The organism is Rossellomorea oryzaecorticis (assembly GCF_045897515.1).
In the GTDB taxonomy this organism is placed as follows: domain Bacteria; phylum Bacillota; class Bacilli; order Bacillales; family Bacillaceae_B; genus Rossellomorea; species Rossellomorea enclensis.
This window is the reverse complement of record NZ_JBJOSA010000030.1, coordinates 20,502-39,258: the sequence shown is the minus strand read 5'-3', so window position 1 is coordinate 39,258 and position 18,757 is coordinate 20,502. Positions and strand designations below refer to the sequence as shown.

The 18,757-nt window shown below is 46.2% G+C and carries 19 protein-coding genes; 13 read left to right on the top strand and 6 right to left on the bottom strand.

Annotated elements, in window-relative coordinates; genetic code table 11:
* The first annotated feature begins 297 nt into the window (after positions 1 to 297).
* The 9 genes from ACKA06_RS20375 to ACKA06_RS20335 all read left to right on the top strand — a co-directional run bounded on the left by ACKA06_RS20375 (position 298) and on the right by ACKA06_RS20335 (position 9,030).
* Positions 298 to 1,152 carry a DMT family transporter gene (locus ACKA06_RS20375; protein ID WP_032086235.1) on the top strand — a complete coding sequence of 285 codons (855 nt, stop codon included), beginning with the start codon at positions 298 to 300 and terminating at the stop codon, positions 1,150 to 1,152.
* A gap of 142 nt (positions 1,153 to 1,294) precedes the next feature.
* The gene (locus tag ACKA06_RS20370; protein WP_052011355.1) at positions 1,295 to 2,305 is read left to right on the top strand and encodes a hypothetical protein; all 1,011 of its coding nucleotides are present in this window, start codon (positions 1,295 to 1,297) and stop codon (positions 2,303 to 2,305) included.
* A gap of 77 nt (positions 2,306 to 2,382) precedes the next feature.
* The gene (locus ACKA06_RS20365) at positions 2,383 to 3,075 is read left to right on the top strand and encodes a sigma factor-like helix-turn-helix DNA-binding protein (protein ID WP_032086236.1); all 693 of its coding nucleotides are present in this window, start codon (positions 2,383 to 2,385) and stop codon (positions 3,073 to 3,075) included.
* Positions 3,076 to 3,096: 21 nt separating this feature from the next.
* Complete coding sequence (clpP, locus tag ACKA06_RS20360; protein ID WP_032086237.1) at positions 3,097 to 3,681, top strand: ATP-dependent Clp endopeptidase proteolytic subunit ClpP; 585 nt, start codon at positions 3,097 to 3,099, stop codon at positions 3,679 to 3,681.
* A gap of 616 nt (positions 3,682 to 4,297) precedes the next feature.
* On the top strand, positions 4,298 to 5,212 hold the full coding sequence (locus ACKA06_RS20355) for an exonuclease domain-containing protein (protein WP_198258579.1): 915 nt from the start codon (positions 4,298 to 4,300) through the stop codon (positions 5,210 to 5,212).
* A 27-nt stretch (positions 5,213 to 5,239) separates the two neighbouring features.
* Complete coding sequence (locus ACKA06_RS20350; protein WP_411160523.1) at positions 5,240 to 5,767, top strand: hypothetical protein; 528 nt, start codon at positions 5,240 to 5,242, stop codon at positions 5,765 to 5,767.
* A 106-nt stretch (positions 5,768 to 5,873) separates the two neighbouring features.
* A complete protein-coding gene (locus ACKA06_RS20345; RefSeq protein WP_198258577.1) occupies positions 5,874 to 6,932 on the top strand; it encodes a C45 family autoproteolytic acyltransferase/hydolase in 1,059 nt (352 codons plus the stop codon).
* A gap of 220 nt (positions 6,933 to 7,152) precedes the next feature.
* Positions 7,153 to 7,743, top strand: a complete 591-nt coding sequence (locus tag ACKA06_RS20340) for a helix-turn-helix domain-containing protein (RefSeq protein ID WP_411160522.1) — start codon at positions 7,153 to 7,155, stop codon at positions 7,741 to 7,743.
* Positions 7,744 to 7,761: 18 nt separating this feature from the next.
* A complete protein-coding gene (locus ACKA06_RS20335) occupies positions 7,762 to 9,030 on the top strand; it encodes an ATP-binding protein (RefSeq protein WP_198258575.1) in 1,269 nt (422 codons plus the stop codon).
* 20 nt (positions 9,031 to 9,050) lie between these two features.
* Here the strand turns inward: ACKA06_RS20335 and ACKA06_RS20330 are convergent, their stop codons facing one another.
* The gene (locus ACKA06_RS20330) at positions 9,051 to 9,725 is read right to left on the bottom strand and encodes an NAD(P)H-dependent oxidoreductase (protein ID WP_198258574.1); all 675 of its coding nucleotides are present in this window, start codon (positions 9,723 to 9,725) and stop codon (positions 9,051 to 9,053) included.
* 186 nt (positions 9,726 to 9,911) lie between these two features.
* On the opposite strand from ACKA06_RS20330, the gene ACKA06_RS20325 reads away from it, so the two are divergent.
* Both ACKA06_RS20325 and ACKA06_RS20320 read left to right on the top strand, forming a co-directional pair.
* Positions 9,912 to 10,205 carry a hypothetical protein gene (locus tag ACKA06_RS20325; RefSeq protein ID WP_231938087.1) on the top strand — a complete coding sequence of 98 codons (294 nt, stop codon included), beginning with the start codon at positions 9,912 to 9,914 and terminating at the stop codon, positions 10,203 to 10,205.
* Positions 10,206 to 10,256: 51 nt separating this feature from the next.
* Positions 10,257 to 10,865: a class I SAM-dependent methyltransferase gene (locus ACKA06_RS20320; RefSeq protein WP_411160521.1), complete on the top strand. Its 609-nt coding sequence runs from the start codon at positions 10,257 to 10,259 to the stop codon at positions 10,863 to 10,865.
* A gap of 61 nt (positions 10,866 to 10,926) precedes the next feature.
* Here ACKA06_RS20320 and ACKA06_RS20315 read toward each other — a convergent pair whose 3' ends face one another.
* Positions 10,927 to 11,502, bottom strand: coding sequence for a biotin transporter BioY (locus tag ACKA06_RS20315; RefSeq protein ID WP_214873688.1), 576 nt, complete (start codon positions 11,500 to 11,502; stop codon positions 10,927 to 10,929).
* Between the two features lie 94 nt (positions 11,503 to 11,596).
* Here ACKA06_RS20315 and bioD point away from each other — a divergent pair, with 94 nt between their 5' ends.
* Positions 11,597 to 12,322, top strand: a complete 726-nt coding sequence (gene bioD / locus ACKA06_RS20310) for a dethiobiotin synthase (RefSeq protein ID WP_411160520.1) — start codon at positions 11,597 to 11,599, stop codon at positions 12,320 to 12,322.
* Positions 12,300 to 13,667, top strand: a complete 1,368-nt coding sequence (gene bioA / locus ACKA06_RS20305; protein WP_411160519.1) for an adenosylmethionine--8-amino-7-oxononanoate transaminase — start codon at positions 12,300 to 12,302, stop codon at positions 13,665 to 13,667. Before bioD ends, bioA begins: the two co-directional genes overlap by 23 nt.
* A gap of 182 nt (positions 13,668 to 13,849) precedes the next feature.
* Here bioA and ACKA06_RS20300 read toward each other — a convergent pair whose 3' ends face one another.
* The 4 genes from ACKA06_RS20300 to ACKA06_RS20285 form a co-directional block, all read right to left on the bottom strand.
* The gene (locus ACKA06_RS20300; protein WP_411160518.1) at positions 13,850 to 15,175 is read right to left on the bottom strand and encodes a (Fe-S)-binding protein; all 1,326 of its coding nucleotides are present in this window, start codon (positions 15,173 to 15,175) and stop codon (positions 13,850 to 13,852) included.
* Entirely contained in the window at positions 15,172 to 16,584 is a 1,413-nt protein-coding gene (gene glcD, locus ACKA06_RS20295) for a glycolate oxidase subunit GlcD (protein WP_411160517.1), read from the bottom strand. The genes ACKA06_RS20300 and glcD overlap by 4 nt, the downstream gene beginning before the upstream one ends.
* A 75-nt stretch (positions 16,585 to 16,659) precedes the next feature.
* On the bottom strand, positions 16,660 to 17,568 hold the full coding sequence (murQ, locus tag ACKA06_RS20290) for an N-acetylmuramic acid 6-phosphate etherase (protein ID WP_411160516.1): 909 nt from the start codon (positions 17,566 to 17,568) through the stop codon (positions 16,660 to 16,662).
* Positions 17,565 to 18,635 (bottom strand): DUF871 domain-containing protein, encoded by a 1,071-nt coding sequence (locus ACKA06_RS20285; protein WP_411160515.1) that lies wholly within the window; start codon positions 18,633 to 18,635, stop codon positions 17,565 to 17,567. Before ACKA06_RS20285 ends, murQ begins: the two co-directional genes overlap by 4 nt.
* Between the last annotated feature and the right edge of the window lie 122 nt (positions 18,636 to 18,757).

Here is an 18,757-nt window from a genome sequence, read left to right as displayed (position 1 = left end):
ACTTAAGAAACCCAGAGAAAAACAAAGATATTATAAGTAACCTGCCATTTTCGTGAGGGAGGCTCACGGGCTACCCGCGGAAAGCGAAGTCTTGCACGGAAATCAATAGCGGTAATAAAAGGCTATAATGAAATTACTCGTCTTAATGTAGTGATTGTAGTAAACTCCTCTTTTTGTCCGCCAAGCTTATTCCTCCATAAACTCCTCAAAATTTGTTACACTGACCTAGTTGCATAAAACATCTCATTTATTTAAATACATCAGACAATACTACAAGAAAGGTCATTGGAGGAAGCTATGTCGAATCGAAATAAAGGAATCATACTTTTATTATTATCCGCTTTCGGATTTTCAATGATGGCCGCGCTGGTGAAACTCTCCGGTGACGTGCCGACGATCCAAAAGACGTTCTTCAGGAATTTTGTGTCTGCCATCATCGCTTTCGGTTTTGTGAAATATCACGGGGAGCGGCTGTTCGGTAAGAAAGAGAATCAGAAGCTGCTGCTCCTCCGTTCGAGTCTCGGGGCTGCAGGGATTGTGCTGTTCTTTTATGCAATCGACCATCTCGTTCTGTCGGATGCCGATATGCTGAATAAGCTCAGCCCATTTTTAACGATCATCTTTGCCTCGATCTTCTTGAAAGAGAAAGCCCGGATGTTCCAAATCACGGCGATTATCATTGCTTTCATCGGAACGCTGTTCATCATTAAGCCGGCGTTTTCGTATGAAACGATCCCATATATCGCAGGGCTGTTGTCGGCTGTATTTGCAGCAGGTGCGTATACGGTGCTGAGGGTATTGGGTACGAAGGAGAAATTTTATACGGTTGTCTTTTATTTTTCTTTCTTCACCACCATGATCCTGCTGCCGTTCGTGATCGCTTTCTATGAGCCGATGAGCATGAAGCAGTGGGTGTACCTCTTGGGGGCGGGTTTCTTCGCGACGATCGGGCAGTTCGGGATCACCATTGCCTATAAGTTCGCACCGGCGAAAGAAATCTCGATTTTCTTTTACTCAACCGTCGTCTACTCCGCACTGATCAGCATCTTCCTGTTCGGACAGATTCCTGATACGTGGAGCATCATCGGTTATATCATCATTTTTGCCGCTTCGCTTTATATGTTCCTGAAAAACAACAAGGAACCATCTTGATAATAAGGCCCGTCCCTCGCTGCTTTAAAGCGATGAGGGACGGGCCTTTTGTACAGAATTTGCCATTTTTCATGGAAAACTTTTTAGATGAAATAGTCTATAATAGATATAAGAAAACATTTCCAGTAAGGGAGTGCTGTCAATGATCCTGCGTCAAGCGGTTTTTTCCAAGTGGGCTGTCCTGCTCCTGGGATTGGTGCTATTAAGTAATATCATGTTGTATCAACCTTCCGTCCAGGAGGCCCTTATGATTGAGCTGCAAAGTGGAGTCATTATCGGTTCTTTACTGGATATGGCCGTCGTTGCTCCTCTTCTTGTTTATGCCGCTTTCCGGGTATCGAAGAAACAGATCATCGGGTTCATGATTGCCGGTCTCGTCGTCGCCCGTTTTTTAATCCCCGAAGAGTTCTTTACACCGTATGAAATTCTCTTATATGCAGGAGTTGGATTCGAAGCACTGCTGTTTCTCGCTGAATTGAGTCTTATCGGCTATCTCCTTTGGAAAATTCCCCAAGTCCGGGCCGAAATGAGAAAATCAGGGGAAGCCCCTGTCTTTTCCATGCTGCCGGCTGCCGAAAAAATGGTCGGAAGCCATCCCCTCATTAAAATCCTTGTCTCTGAAGCGCTTATGTTCCACTATTTACTTTTTTCCTGGCGCAGGAAAGCACCTGTCCACGCAGGCTGTGTGACGCTGTATAAAAAAACAAGTGCACTGGCCATGAATATCATGGTCATCCATGCAATCGTCATTGAATCGATCGGGATTCACTGGTGGCTCCATTCAAAGTGGCCTGTCCTTGCAGTTGTACTATTGATCCTGAACATCTATGGTGTCTTTTTCTTCCTTGCAGAAATCAATATAATGAGGCTGAACCCGCTTGAAATAAAAAATGGGAAGCTGTATGTCACACAAGGCCTGATGCATCGTGTCGCAGTCCCGCTTGCTGCCATTGAGAAATGTGACTGGGGAGGGGCCTCGGAAAAAGATACGCTCATATTCATGTACCGTGACTTTGAACAGACAGATCCGCAAGTAATACTCCACTTCAAAGAACCCGTTGAGGCCACTCTTTTCATGGGCAGGAAGAGGTCTGTATCAAGTATCGCTTTGAGAGTCGATGACCCGGTAAAACTCAAGCAGCTTCTACGGTAAAAAAACATTCGGAACCGGTATCTTTTTTTACGCTGAATCCGTTATAAGCACGAGAGGATATAAAGGAGTGAAGGTATATGATTCGTGGAACGTTGAGGAAAGATAGGGAATCGGAGGGCCAGGAACTGAACGAGCTTATGGATAAGCTTCTTCATTACTGTCTGTTCCTGACAAAAAACAAATGGGACGGGGAGGATCTGTGCCAGGAATCCATCTGCCGGGCCTTGAAGCATTACCCTGACCGGGAGAAATGGAGCCCGCCGTTATTGAAGAAGATGGCCTACCATGCATGGGTCGATAAGGTTCGTAAGCTGAACAGGGAAATGCTTGGCGATGTGCCCGATCTGAGTGGGGAGGAGAATACAGGGAGCGACCGTGATATTTTAGACATGCTGGTGAAAAAACTGACGCCAAAGCAGCTCATTACGCTCGTCCTGAAAGAAGGCTTTCAATATAAAATCCATGAAGTCGCTGACCTCCTGGGCATGACGGAGACCTCCGTCAAGGCACTGCTCAAACGAACCAGGGCGAGACTTGAAAAACGTTCAAATGATGAAGAATCAGGTTCGAATAGTGAATACTGGGAAGAGTACTCACAAGAAGACGTGATGAGACTTCTTCAGGAAAGCATTCAAAACCAGGATCCCTCGGATTTGATTGATCAGCTCCCTGATTTGATTTCCGGACAGTCCGCTCCAAAGATGCTATCGTTCCCGACTGTTACCCGCAGAGTTTCTTCTTCTTCAAGCGTCCTCTCAATGGCAGCTTAACGTTCAAGAGGAGGAATGAAAATGAGTACCATCCCATATGTAATCGAGCAATCAAGCAAAGGTGAGCGTTCCTATGACATTTATTCGAGGTTGTTGAAAGACAGGATCATCATGGTGAGCGATGAGATCAATGATCATATGGCCAACAGCATCGTAGCCCAGCTGTTATTCCTGGCAGCGGATGATCCGGAAAAGGATATATCACTCTACATCAACAGCCCTGGCGGTTCTACGTCCGCAGGTTTTGCGATTTTTGACACGATGGAGTATATCAGCCCCGATGTCCGGACGATCTGCACCGGTATGGCCGCTTCCTTTGGGGCGATGCTTCTGCTCGCCGGCACGAGAGGGAAAAGGTTCGCACTCCCGAACAGCGAGATCATGATCCATCAGCCGCTGGGAGGCGCAAGGGGACAGGCGACAGACCTTGAAATATCGGCTAAAAGGATATTAAAGCTGAGGGAGCATATCAACGAAATCATCTCGGAAAAAACGGGCCGAAGCATCGAAAAGGTCGCCCTCGATACCGACCGTGATTATTTCATGAGTGCACAGGAAGCGAAGGAATACGGGATCATCGATGCCATCATCGAAAAGAAAAAATAGCGGCAAACACACTTTTATTGGGGGACAGGTGACTGTCCTTTTTTTCATGGCCCTGAAACTACCAGACTATGCCGGGAGTTCCGGTGAGCTTATAGCGTGGTCTGAACAATTCTCCCTTCATGATAGGATAAGCAGGTTCCCTATCACTTGAGGAATGCCCTGTGTAGGACATGAATGATCCTATCTAAAATAAGCGGAATTTTTCCTGTTAAGCTGTGGAATAGAATTGGAATTAGGCTAAATAAGCGGAATTTTTCCGCTTAAGCCCAGCATAATGATCCTTTTTCGAATTTTGTTAAGAGAATAAGGGAAATTTCTCCGCTTAATTTAGCAGTTTTTTGTGCTTTTTCTTAAATAAGCGGAATTGCTCCCCTTATTTCTGTGAAATTTTCAAGGGGAATAAATTGCTAGAGTAACTCATTCAGTGGTTCTAATTTATAAATCAATAACTACAAAAATATGGAGCTTCAATTTTTTGAATGGGAAGTGGGCTTTATGGTAAGAGGGAGAGGGTTATAGTAAAATCAAAACTAGAAAGCTTAAGAAATTTTTAACTCTTAATAATGATATATACATATCCCTGCTAAAATCGCTTCAAAAGAAAGGGTGACTTGATATGAGGGACTTTATTGCTTTTGACTTTGAGACAGCTAATCGTTCGAGGCACAGTATTTGTTCAGTCGGCATGGTGTTTGTGGAAAATGGGAAAATAGTGGATTCGCTTTATGAATTAATTGATCCAGAAGAGGATTTTGATGGGTTCAATATCAATATCCATGGCATCACCCCTCAGGATGTGGAAGGTGCGCAGACGTTTGATGCTTTCTATCATTCAATTAAAGAAAAAATAGAAAATAAGTTGATGGTTGCACATAATCTATCCTTTGATGGCTATGCGCTGCGTGATAATCTTGCCCGCTATGGTGTAAAGCCGGTTTATAATCAATTTCTCTGCACCTATCAGATGTCGAGGAAAATGGTCACTGGTCTTCCTGCATACAAGCTTTCTTCAGTGTGTACCCACTTCGGAATAGATTTAGAGAATCATCACCATGCTGCAGATGATGCCGAAGCGTGTGCTCATATCATGCTGAAGCTGGCGGACGAGTATGGGCTTACAGACTTTGATTCTCTTTACAATAAGACTAGAATCACACCCGGAGAAATATCCGAAGGCACCTATCGTTCTTCCCTGGTAAAGAAATTTCCAAAAAAACTCGATATGAGAGAGTTTCAAGCCTCAAAAGATGCAGACCCGGACCATGTTTTTTACGGAAAGAACATCGTATTTACCGGTGAACTGAAATATTTTTCAAGATCAGAAGCAGCAAAGATGGCTGCCGGGTGTGGAGGACAGCCGCAGAACAGTGTGACAGCGAAAACCCATTATATCATCCTTGGAAACTATGAAGATGTCATGATAAAAGGTAAAAAGTCTTCAAAAATAATGAAAGCCGAAAAGCTGATCAACGATGGGAAGAAAGTAGAAATCATCAGTGAAGAGGATTTTCTGAAAAAGGTATACGGCTAAATATACGCAGAAGAAGGAGATATAAAATTGACACTGACACTCTTGCTTCTCATTCTCGGAGTCATTGCATGGATGATTGCTGGGAAAAAAGGCAATCGCTATCAAATGAAATGGATTCACTCTTTGAAGAAATATTCATGGTTTGCCAATCCGTGGCTCGCGGGATTATTTTTATTCGGGATCAATCTATTCTGTTTCGGCATGACTGGCTTGATTTTGATTGGCCTTTCGTACTTAATGATTCCGTATTTTCATTTGGTGATCATGATGCTTGCAGTCATCGTCAGCATCCTCGTATGGAAATCGATCGCTTCAGCCCGCAGCTGGAAAAAGGGGGAACGGGTGAAGATTGCCGTGACCGGCAGCAGCTTCTATTTATGTATGGCTATCTTTTTTTATTATCAAATCGTCTCTTATGTCCCCCAGTTTCCCGGAGACGACACATTCATGGCCACCCTTGGATTCATGGTCGGAATCCTCGTGACTGCAGTGGCTTTCCTTACCTGTTTAAGTATCATTCTGTTCACGAAAGATTCTTTTTCGAGGGAAGCATAATCATGGTGCCTGACTCAAAACACCTCTTTTGAGCCAGGCACCATTCTTTATTTCTCAAATGCTTTCCATTATCCTATAAAGAAATGCTATAAAAAGAGGGACTGTAATGAAAACCATACACAGTGACATCATACAATTCAGGGGAAATCATTATGATTTCGGATACATGCAGGGAGAACGCATCAAGGGCTCCATTACGGTCAAAAACCGTGAAAATCAGTGGAAGGTCAGAAAGCCGCGATTTTCAATCGATGTGAATGAAACAAAGGAAGTCATCACTCGTTTTGCCCCCGGCATCTGGGACGAACTCCTCGGCCTCAAGGAAGCGCTGGAGTGGCCGATGGAAAAAATCCTTCAGGAGTTCGGCGGCTACAGGGTCGACTACGTGCGTTCCGGCTGTTCGATTATGACAGGAAAAAACTATATGATCAGGAATTATGATTACCATCCAAAAACCTATGAAGGCCGGTATGTTTTTTTCCAGCCGACGGACACTGGATATGCCATGATCGGGCCGAGCCAGCGTGTGACGGGCAGGATGGACGGCATGAATGAGAAGGGTCTTGCAGTTGGCTATAATTTCATGCACAGGAAGAATCCCGGCGACGGATTCATTTGCTGTATGATCGGAAGGATCGTCCTCGAATCGGCCGCATCAGTGGAGGAAGCGGTGGCTCTCCTGAAGGAAATCCCGCACCGGCATTCGTTCAGTTATGTGGTGTATGACAAGAGCGGTCAGACTTACATCGTTGAGACCTCTCCGCGCGGCGTCGAAGTCAGGCAGTCTACTATGTGTACCAACCATTTCGAAATAATGAAAGAAGAAAACAGAAATCATCTGGTCGATTCTAAAAGGCGCCTGGCTGTGATGGAAGAGGAGAAGCCTGAAAATGCAGAAGAGGCTTTCCGGCTCATGAACGGCAGTGAGCGCGGAGTCTTTTCAGACCTATACGGCAGCTGGGCGGGAACGATTCATACATCCGCATATCTTCCACAAGAGATGAAGGCGTGGTTTGCTCTCGGCGGAGACCGGGACCCTGTGGTATTTGATTTTGATAAGTGGCTTGAAGGCGAAAATGTTTTCCAGGTAAAAATGTCAGGCGAGGTAGATACAGATATTCCCTTTGTTCATATGGACGAGGGAGCGGACTGGTTTAAAAGGTAAACCTGTATTTCAGGTATACCTTTTTTTATTTGGATTTTTTATGATGATATTGGATAAAAAAAGAAAATCGACTTCCAATAACAACCTGATAATTCCTATATTATGAAGAGCTTTGTTACTTTCATCTTAATTTGGTAAACGTGCCAAAATAGGCACATAGATTTTGTTTCGGTTGTCAGTATAATAGAACTAGAAGGGTTTTTTGACGGGAGGGTTGCCAATGGGTCAAAGGAAAAGAATATGGCTTGAAAAGTTAAGGAAAATAAAAGGATTCAGCCAAGAAGAAATCGCTAATCTGGTTCACATAGACAGGTCTTATTATTCCAAAATTGAGAGCGGTGTCAGGATCCCGAGTCCGGCAACGGCAGCAGATCTGGCTGATTTGCTGAACTTTCACGTCTCTATCTTTGAACTGGAGGACAGTCCTTTTTATTTTGCTTTGCAGGATGCCCCGATGATTGTGGCACACTTCAACCTTAACCTGGAATACACCTGGATTTTCAATCCCCATCCTGATTTTGATGCCGTTTCAGTGATTGGAATGAACGATGTGGAATTGGAGGATAATCCGGGTACGAGGCAGTTAATGGAGTTGAAAAGGGAAGTTATCACTGAGTGCAGGCCGATCAGGAAAACCATCCTGTTCCCGATGTCTGACGGTTTATATACGTATGATGTTTCCTGTCACCCTTTGTTTAACGAGAAAGGGGCATTGATTGGAGGGAGTTCTGCATCCACAGAGCTTACTAAAGTGGATAAAACAGAAATATCGAACGGTGATTGCTCATCTGAGAACCTCACATTAAATTAAAGAATAGGGGTGGAGGATGTGCAGGATTCTATGTTGACGAACTTATTATTGAATTCTTTTTTTATTCTAACAGGTCTTCTGATCATCGCGGTATTTTATGATGTCAAAAAGAAAGTCCCATCCAGGTTATTTGTCATCCTCATCTCTAGCGTGACGATCCTATTATGTGTGGTGTTCGGCTCCAAACTAGCATCCGGGGTCTATATCGATTTAAGGCGGATTCCATTCTTCTTGGCGAGTCTGTATTTCGGTCCCCTGGTATCATTTGTACTCATGGCCTTCATCATTTTTATCAGAATGATTCTTATAGGGGATGAATTGATCCTGCTTGTCGCACTGAATTATTTTAGTGCATTTTTAATTTTAGCAAAACTTTCAAAAGGTTTTTATCGTGCAAAGAAAACACATAAATTGGTATACTCAGCCGGCCTCTGTTTACTGATGTCGGTCTATAACATAATAGTTGGCTACTTGTACGGTGCAGAATTAGTGATGCTTGAACAAATTGGCATCGTTCTCATACCGCTGGCCTCGATGGTCTTTTCTATCTTTATAGCTGAAATGCTGCGGAAGGTGATGAAAGCAAGGAAATTATTCATACAGCAGGAAAAACTGCAGGCAGTCAGACAATTGGCTGCCACCATTTCTCATGAGGTAAGTAATCCGTTAACCTCCTCAAAAGGCTTTCTCCAGCTGATGCGCAATGAACAAGATCAAAACAGTCAACAAAGATTCCTCGATCTTTCGTTGGAAGGAATCGATCAGGCGTCACATGTGATCGACGAGTATTTAACATTTGCCAACACAACCCCAGATAAAATAGAGCACATCGACGTAGAGAAACTGATAAGTGGATTAATTCATATGATGAAGCCGATTGTCGCCAATCATGGTGTATCCATCAAATACAAGTTATTGCCGGACATATACATTGAAGGCCAGACACGGAAATTCAAGCAATGCGTGATGAATATCATGAAAAACTCCATCGAGTCCATGCCTTCCGGCGGTGTGCTCCTTATAGAAATGACACAGGCTGATAATCTGGTCATCTCCATTGCCGATACAGGATCTGGAATGACCGCAGAGCAGGTCCATCGATTCGGTGAACCTTTTTACACGACAAAAGATGAAGGGACAGGCCTCGGCATCATGGCTGCAAGTATCATCGTCAATTCCATGAAGGGAAAGATCCAGGTTAAAAGTGAATTGGACAGGGGAACAACCGTCTTTTTGGAATTTGGTGAAGTGACAGTCATAACAGACAAAAAAAGAATCCAGCCGTAACAGCTGGATTCCTTTTTGCCTTATATGAATTTCACAATATCCTCGAATGGTCTGCGCGTCTTCGGTGCCGGATCGTTTACACGGTATCCGAACGCACACATGACTGAAATGCTGAAGTGACCGTCTTCGAGCAATCCTTCTTCGTCGAGCAGCGCATTCATTTTATCAACGTCAAAGCCTTCGATCGGACATGAGTCCACTCCGATTTGAGCGGCTGCCGTCATCATGTTCCCCAGGGCAATATAAGTCTGTTTCCCTGCCCAGTCCAGTAATGGGCGCTCTCCGTCAAGAAGGTCGAAATCCTCTTTCTGGAACTGCTCGATTCTTTCAAGATATTTGCTCATATGATCTTCCGGCATGTTCTTTGTGTTTTGGAAATGATTGCGCAGATATTTTGAATCATACTTCGTATCAAGCTTTGTACGGGCCAGTACGACTACAAAATGACTTGCATCCGGCAGTTTTCCGTAAGCACCCCACGCCGTGTTCTTGATTTTTTCACGGAGGCCCGCATCCTCGATGACAAGGAATCTCCATGGCTCAAAGCCGAAAGAACTTGGAGAAAGCCGGCCGGTTTCCATGATGAATTGGAAATCATCATCGGCTACCTTTTTATCTGGATCGAATTGCTTGGTGGCATGCCTGAACTCATAGGCATCCAATATTTCCTGTTTGATTGCTTCTTTATCCCGCATTGAACATCGCTCCTTACTTGAAATCATTGACTACTTTAAAATAGCATAAGTTGTCTGAGGATTCACATCATTTGTTCGGTTGATACGTACCCTCTTGAAACTATTTCCATTTTGTTTCGTAAATAGAGGAAAGGGACTGTTTAACAATTAATTTACCCAAGGGAAATGTTTTTAGGAGGAGATACTATGGTGGGAATCATCCTGACCTTCGTGATTGGAGCAGGGATGCTCGCTCTTTTTAATTGGCTGATGGGGTATGGGAAAGGGTATATCCAGATAGATTTTGAAGAACGTTACTTCAAGGAGAAGGAACATATTGAAGCAATCAGGCTGGAACTTGAAAAACAGGGGAAAAAGGTTCACTATCAAGGTAACGGCTATTTTATCATAGACGATCGACCCTATCTATTCATCGAACGAACCGTTTCCATGGGCGGGGTTCCCATGCAGCGGACCATTCTTAAACCGATTAAAAAGTAAAGGCCCGTCCCTGCTAAAGAGGTGTGGATGGAGTATGGCGAGGAGATGTATATGAAAGAAAGCTATTTTGATGAGCTGCTGAATATCAAAACCGGGAAGGATCAGATGGGGATGCCGAGGTCGATTCATTATCACCGGTATGAGCCCACACCATATGGGGCGCTTCAGGAGTTGTTCCAGGTTTACGAGTTGAAGAAGAATGACCGCGTCGTGGATTTCGGCTGCGGCAAGGGCCGTCTCAATTTTTTCACGCATTATTTATTTGGATCGACTGTCATCGGAATTGAGATGAATGAAGAGTTTTACCAGGAGGCCATCGAAAACCGTGAGAACTATTTTAAAAAGAAGAAGGGCAGAAGAAGTGCGATAGAATTTCATTGCTGCCTGGCCGAGGAGTATGAAATACACCCCGGTGATAACGTATTCTATTTCTTTAACCCGTTTTCTGTTCAGATCTTCATGAAAATCATCAACAACATCCTGTTTTCATTGGAATTTTCTCCCCGTAACATCGAAATCGTCCTCTACTACAGCTCGGATGATTATGTTCACTATCTTGAGAACCATCCCCTGTTCGAACTGCAGAAAGAAATCAATCTTTCGGGAGAGTATGAGCATAATGTGTACGAGCGTTTCTTGGTTTATGGACTCACTTATTAAATCCAGCAGCTGATTTTGTAAAAGCAGCTGGATTTTTTCTGTTTCCGGAACGTTGCAGTAACTACTTGGAAACATACTGCGGTGTCACCGATGGGACTGCTTTATACAATCTTTGCAGGATCACCATGGATACCACTGTGACCCCCAGGTCCAGAGGCAGGTAGGCGGCCATCCATCCCCAGGCCACTGTATAGCTGAAGCCGCTGGGTGCCTCCGCCCAGAAGGAAAGTGCGGCATACATGAAGTTCGTGCCGATTATGTAATTCAACACCAATGCGAGAATTCCAGCTCCGGCATATCCAGCAAACGTACGGTTACGTTCCAGCACCATTCCCACTGCAAAAGCAACAGCGATAAAAGATAGAACGAATCCGAATGTAGGGCTCAATAAACTGGATGGACCTCCTTTGAACTGGGCAAACACCGGGGCACCGATAAGGCCGAGTGCCAAGTAAACCGTCATTGCTTTTGCGCCTGTCCTGCTCCCCAGCATCCCCCCGGCAAGTATCGCAAACATCAACTGAAGCGTGACGGGGACCCCGCCGATCACCAGAAACGGTGAGACATTCGCCCCTACCGCCATCAGGGCGGCAAAGAGGCCGCATAGTACTATTTCCTTCGTTTTACTCATGTCCATACCATCCTTTCTCATAATGTGATATGATACTTATTATCAAATATGTTAACTGAAAAGTAAATATAGTTAACATAAATAAAAAGGAGGAATTGCAGTGGGTGGATTTTTTATCACAGGCACCGATACTGAAATTGGCAAGACGATGATTACAGCCGTGTTGACCAAGTATTATCTTGACAGGGGAGCTGACATTTTCCCGTACAAGCCTGTTCAAAGCGGGGCTGAATGGGAAGGGGATAAGCTGACTGCACCGGACACCGTATTTTATGAGCGTTTCGCAGGCAGGGAATTTGGAACTGAAACCAATACATATCTGTTTAAAATACCTAGTTCCCCTCACCTGGCAGCAGCGCTGGAAGGCGTAAAAGTTGAATCTCAGCCGATTGTTGATCAAACAGAGAAACTACTGAACTCCCATGAGCATCTGCTGGTAGAAGGGGCAGGCGGGTTGATCGTCCCGTTGAATGAGGAAGAAACGATGATTGACCTGATCGACCGGCTGTCGCTGCCGGTCATCCTGGTGGCAAGGGCGGGTCTCGGTACGATCAATCATACAGTCCTGTCGGTGATGGCGCTGAAACAGAGAAACATCAAAATTGCCGGGATCGTCCTCAACCAGGTGACACCCGATGAGCTGCCGGAGATCGAGGAAGACAATAGAAAAATGCTTGAGAAATTATCTGATGTTCCCGTCATAGGCACCTTTCCATACATAAAAGGCCAAGAATTTGAAAAGCTGGACGTGGGAGAAATCCTTGAAAACTGGAACATCAATATTCTAGAGGAGGCAATGCAGCATGAATCAAGAAAAGCTTATTGAAAAAAGCAGCCAGTATCTGTGGCTGCCGTTCACTCAAATGAAGGACTATGATGCAGATCCACTGGTGATTGAAAGCGGGAAAGGGGTATACCTCCGTGATATCCACGGAAAGGAGTATCTCGATGGATACTCATCTCTGTGGCTGAATGTCCATGGACACCGGAATGAAGAAATCAATCATGCCATCAAGGAGCAGCTGGATAAAATCGCTCACTCGACCTTGCTTGGGGCTGCCAATATCCCATCGATCCTGCTGGCAGAAAAGCTTATCGACCTTGCCCCTGAAAAGCTGAAGCGGGTCTTCTATTCAGACAGCGGTGCAACCTCCGTCGAAATCGCAATCAAAATGGCATATCAATATTGGCAGAACATCGGAAGGCCTGAGAAGCAGAAATTCATCACCCTTAAAAATGCGTATCATGGCGATACGGTCGGAGCGATCAGTGTTGGGAAGGTGGATATCTTTCACCGCGTCTATAAATCTCTCATGTTCCATTCCCTTGTCGCCCCGTTTCCCGACGTCTACCACCACCCGGAACTGGATAGTGCAGATAAAATCCGCGATCGCTGCCTTCAAGAGCTGGAGTCGATCCTCGAAGAACATCATCATGAAATTGCCGGAATGACCGTTGAATCCCTCATCCAGGGAGCAGGCGGGATGAATATCATGCCAAAGGGTTACTTCAAAGGGGTAGAAGAACTTTGCAGGAAATACAATATCCTTCTGATCGTCGACGAGGTGGCGACAGGGTTTGGCCGCACCGGAAAAATGTTCGCCGTCGAGCATGAAGGCGTCCAGCCTGATATCATGACGGTTGCAAAAGGGATTACGGGCGGATATCTGCCAATCGCAGCGACACTTACTACGGAAGAAATCTATGAAGCATTTTACGGCGACTATAATTCTTTAAAAACATTCTTCCACGGCCATTCCTACACAGGCAATCAGCTTGGATGCGCAGCTGCACTTGCCAATCTTGAAATCTATAAGAGAGAAAATCTGATAGAGAAGACACAGGAGAAAATATCAGTAATTGAAGATCTGCTGAAGCCGTTGAAACAGCATCCACACGTAGGGGATATCCGGCAGCTCGGGATGATCTGCGGTATTGAATTGGTTTTGGAGAAGGAGACGAAAAAGACTTTCCTGTGGGAAGACAGAGTCGGATATCATACCACCCTGAAAATGAGGGAACTCGGCATGCTGACTCGTCCGATTGGGGATACGATCGTCTTCATGCCACCGCTTGCAGCGAATGAAGAAGAGCTCGGGAAAATGGTTGGTATTATGAGTGAAGCGATTGAATTGACTACGAAGAAATATGCAGGGGAAAAAGCAGTGTGAGTTTGCGGGGGCGTACCAGGTACAAGATAGGTATGTTTGTACCTGGTACAAAAATGCTGATTTGTGCCAGGAACAAAAGGGCGGGATTGTGCCAGGAACAAAACCCCTGATTTGTGCCTGGCACCACTTCACGCCCATCACCCGCTTCAGAAAAAAGACCACCCTTAAAGGGCGGTCATCCATTACTCTTTCACTGACTCCAATAAAAAATCCACAATATGAACAGCCCGCATCTTATCCGAAAGGCCTTCCCGCTCGATCCCGAGCTTCATCTGGAGGAGGCAGCCGGGATTTGCAGTGACGATCGTGACTGCACCCGTGGCAGCTGCGTTTTCCATTTTGTGATCGAGGATCTTCATGGACATTTCGGATTCGACGATATTGTAGATACCGGCAGAACCGCAGCAGTGATCGGCCTGCTTCATCTCTTTGTATTCGGCCCCTTCTATTGATTGAAGGAGGATGCGGGGCTCCATGAATGTCTGCTGTACGTTACGGAGGTGGCAGGAATCCTGGTAGGTGATCCGAGCCCCGTCAGAACGCAGTGTCACTTTTTTATGAAACTCGAGTTCTACTAAAATAGAAGAGATGTCTTTAATTTTATTTTTAAACTGAACGGCTCGGTCTTTCCATTCCGGGTCGTCTTTGAGCAGATGGTCATAGTCGACGAGGAAAGCCCCGCATCCGCCGGCATTGGTGATGATAAAATCGATGCCGGCTTCTTCAAATGCCTCGATATTCCGTTTCGCTAATTGTTTGGCGGCGTCTTTCTCGCCGCTGTGGCCGTGAAGGGCCCCGCAGCATGTCTGAGTGTCAGGGATGGTGATTTCGCATCCGGCAAGCTGCAGAAGCCTTGTCGTCGCGTTGTTTGTTTCCAGGAACATTGTATCCATCAGGCACCCGGAGAAGAAAGCGACCTTTTTCTTCTTCTCACCGATTGACGGGAGGGAAGACGGCCGGTTCTTCATTTCTTTCAATCTTGGAACCTTGGGGAGCACCCGTTCCATCACGGCCATGCTTTCAGGGAACAGCTTCATGACCCCTGTGGCGTGGGCGGCCTTCTGCAGTCCCGACCGTTGATAGATTCCAAGAAGGTGGGTCACCATCCTCATCCTTCCCGGGTGAGGGAATAACCCTTCGAAAACCGTCTTCCGAAGAACACGTACGGGAAGGGAATGCTTTTTGTTCTGATTGATGATATCGCGTGCTTCCTCTAAAAGATGGCCGTAGTTCACGCCTGAGGGGCAGACCGGCTCGCATGCCCTGCACCCGAGGCAGAGGTCAAGTGATCTTTCCACGTCTTCATCCGGTTCGATGACCCCGTCGACCACTGCCTTCATCAGGGCGATGCGGCCGCGGGGGGAATGGGATTCCTTGAAGCCCGATTCGATATAGGTGGGGCAGGAGGGGAGGCAGAAACCGCATCTCATGCAGTTCAGGAGCTCGTCCTGATCCATGCGATCCTTGAATTCCTGCTGTATCTGTTGTCTTTCCCTGGTTGTCGTCATCTTGAAATCACCACTCGTTTTCTTGATTCTTTCGCAAATACTTTATTCGGGTTCATTATATTATTCGGGTCGAATGACTGCTTGATCATTTTCATCGCCCCGATTCCTTCTGGTCCAAGCTTCCACTCCAGATAGGGTGCTTTCATCATCCCGACTCCGTGTTCGCCGGTGATGGTGCCGCCGAGTTCTATGGCATGGGCAAAGATTTCCTCAAATGCCGCCTCGACTCGCTCCATTTCATCATGATCCCTGGCATCGGTGGCCACGGTAGGGTGGAGGTTGCCGTCACCTGCATGGCCGAATGTACAGATTTTCACATCATGACGTTCGGCGATTTCATTGATCGCTTTAACCATTTTGGCGATTTCCGAACGGGGAACCGTTGCATCTTCCAGGATGGTCGTCGGCTTCAGCCGGGCGAGCGCCGACAGGGCAGAACGGCGGGCAGTGCGGAGAGCCTCTGCCTCCACTTCTGTCGCTGCCAATTGGACAGATACCGCCTGGTTCTCCAGGCACACCTCTTCCATTCGTTTCATATCCCGTTCTACCACTTCACGGGGGCCATCCTGTTCAATCAGGAGTACTGCCTTCACGTCAGTGGGAAGACCTATTTTTGCAAAATCCTCGACCACTTCCAATGTAGGCTGATCAAGAAATTCGAGGGTGGCAGGGATGATCCGGTTCGAGATGATGTTTGAAACACTCTTTGCAGCTGCTTCAATATCTTGATAGAGTGCGAGCATCGTCTGTTTCGTTTCCGGCATCGGTACAAGTTTCAGCGTTGCTTCCGTTATGACACACAGAGTTCCTTCGGATCCGACAAAGAGACGGGTCAAATCATATCCGGCAACGTCTTTTGCAAGTTTCCCGCCCGTCCGCACGATATCACCATTGGGAAGGACCGCTTCCAAAGCAAGGACATAATCGCGGGTGACCCCATACTTCAATCCTCTTAGACCTCCTGAATTTTCATTGATGTTGCCGCCTATCGTTGATATTTTCATAGAACTTGGGTCCGGGGGATAAAAGAGACCCCGTGCTTCGACCTCATTGATCAGATCCAGAGTAACCACTCCCGGCTGCACGGTGACTGTCAGATTCTCTTCATCCACCTCCAGAATCCTGTTCATATGGGTGAACAGAAGAACGAGACCGCCTTCTGTCGGACACGTGCCTGCACATAAGTTCGTACCTGAACCTCTTGGGACGATCGGCACACGATGCTCATTGCATAGTTTCACAATTTCCGAAACTTCCTGTGTTGTGCGGGGGACGATGACGGCATCCGGCATCGATTGGAAATTTGGCGTTGCATCATAGGAATAGACGAGTCTTTCTGCAGAACTGTCACTGTAGTGGTCTTCACCGACCACTTCGATGAATTGTTTTTTTAATGAAGTTGAAATCATGGATATACCGCCTTTAATAAAGATATGAAAGAAAGGACGAGCCTTATAAAATAAGTCCGTCCCGTTTCTTATGGATTATTTGGAAGAATGAAAAGCGGCAACGGCATCGCGTAAATGCCCGTCATGCTTTTCCAGGAGTTCGAGTACCCCTTTGCCTTTAAGCCCCGTCATGATCTGCAGGATTGCGGCTTTCGTATGGTTGTTTTGTTCGGCAAGGGCAGCATGTGCTTCTTCATCTGATGCACCGGTTGCGGTCTTGACGATGTTTTCAGCACGCTTGCGGAGTTTTTCATTGGTCATCTGGACATCGACCATGAGGTTGCCGTATACTTTACCGATTTTGATCATGGAGGCAGTGGTCAGCATGTTCAGTACAAGCTTCTGGGCAGTACCGGCTTTCATGCGGGTAGATCCGGTCACCACTTCCGGGCCGACGATCGGAGCAATCGTGTAAGCTGAGATTTTCTCCATCTCGGAGTCCTTGCTGCAGACGACCGATACGGATACAGCCCCGATTTCATTGGCGTATTCCAAAGCCCCGATGGTATAGGGGGTGCGTCCGCTTGCTGCAATCCCTACGACGACATCGTTCCCGGTCAAGTTGATATCAATAAGATCCTGTTTTCCCTGATCACCGTCATCTTCTGCGCCTTCGATCGCTTCAGTGGTCGCTTCTTTTCCCCCTGCGATGATGCCGATGACCATCCCGGGATCCGTACCATATGTAGGCGGGCATTCTGAGGCGTCAAGTATCCCCAGGCGTCCGGACGTACCTGCGCCAGTATAGATCAGGCGTCCTCCTTTATTGAAGGCTTGTACGATCTTGTCCACTACTTCGCTGATTGAAGGTATTTCCTTTGCAATCGCGTTTGGAACGAGGAGATCTTCCTGATTGATGACTGTAACGATTTCTTCAGTGTCCATCAAATCGATGTTCAATGTTTTTGGGTTTTGCTGTTCTGTGTTCAATTTCGTTAAGTTCATTTTGTATCCCTCGCTAGTAATTGAAATTTGCCTCCCGCTTTTATTTCATGGATGAGGGGGAGGTCTTCGTACACGACCCTTGCGATGACATTGACTTTATCATCTTTCGGCAGGTCCCGTTTCATGATCTGAAGTTCACCGGAATATCTGCCGTATAATTCATTATCGACGGTCACCGTTCCCACTCTGCGCTCAACCGTGCTGCACGGTTCGATGGTTTTGCCGGTTCCGGCATATGACCGTGATTCCACTGACCTTATGACGTCCCTTGCAGGATCCATCCGGTTCGTATGCACCCCTTCAAGGAGGTGAGAGTAATCCTTATCTGTAAGTAATTCAACGGTTAAAGGGATGACACCTTTATCGATGATGTTCAGTGTCTTGAGCGTTTCTTCTTTCGAGGAAGGGTCCCCGATCAGTATTTTATCTGTATAACCCGAGTACTTTAATTGTGCCGCTGCAAGAGCGGGGGAGAGCCTCCGGTGCTGTTCAAGTGTGGGCAGCCCTTCGAATATCGGACCGCGGAGCGTATCATCTCCAGGTATGAATGCCATCGTCGTAATGCCCCTGGATTTCAACATAACGTTTCGTTCTCTTAAAAAATCAAGGTCCAGCCCCGTTTCGGGACGGGGGTAGAAATTATGCCAGGCCTCGACGTTTTCCACATTTAATCCTTTTTCAATCAGACTGTCAAGTTCAGCATCAGATACGGTGCTCGCATTGATCCCGATCTTCAGCTGTTTTGAAAGATTCACGATTTCATCCGGGGAAAAGCCATAATCAACCCTGATCCCGGCCAGTCCCCAATCGAGAAGCAGCGGGACTCTATCTCCGTCAATCCCCAAATGGCCGAGTGACTTCGGCGACACGTCGGCCATCAGTTCCATATTATATGTACGGGCAAGGCTGCCGAGCTCCTGAAGCAGGTCTTTATAGGTTTCCGGATTATCTTCAGGAATATGAAGGGAGGTAAAGATGGACTTAAATCCATAAGAGGAGGTCTTCCTGATCCATTCCGCATTCTTTTCCCTGTTTTCTTCTTTAAGATAAATTGAGATTCCCAGCATGTTTTCCACTCCTTACATGAAGGCTGTTTTCTAAAAGATTGGTACTTTTCGTAAATTGGCTAGCAACCTGAATATTGCTTGTGGACGTGCTCTTTTCGAATTCAACTTTAAACGACAGGTGG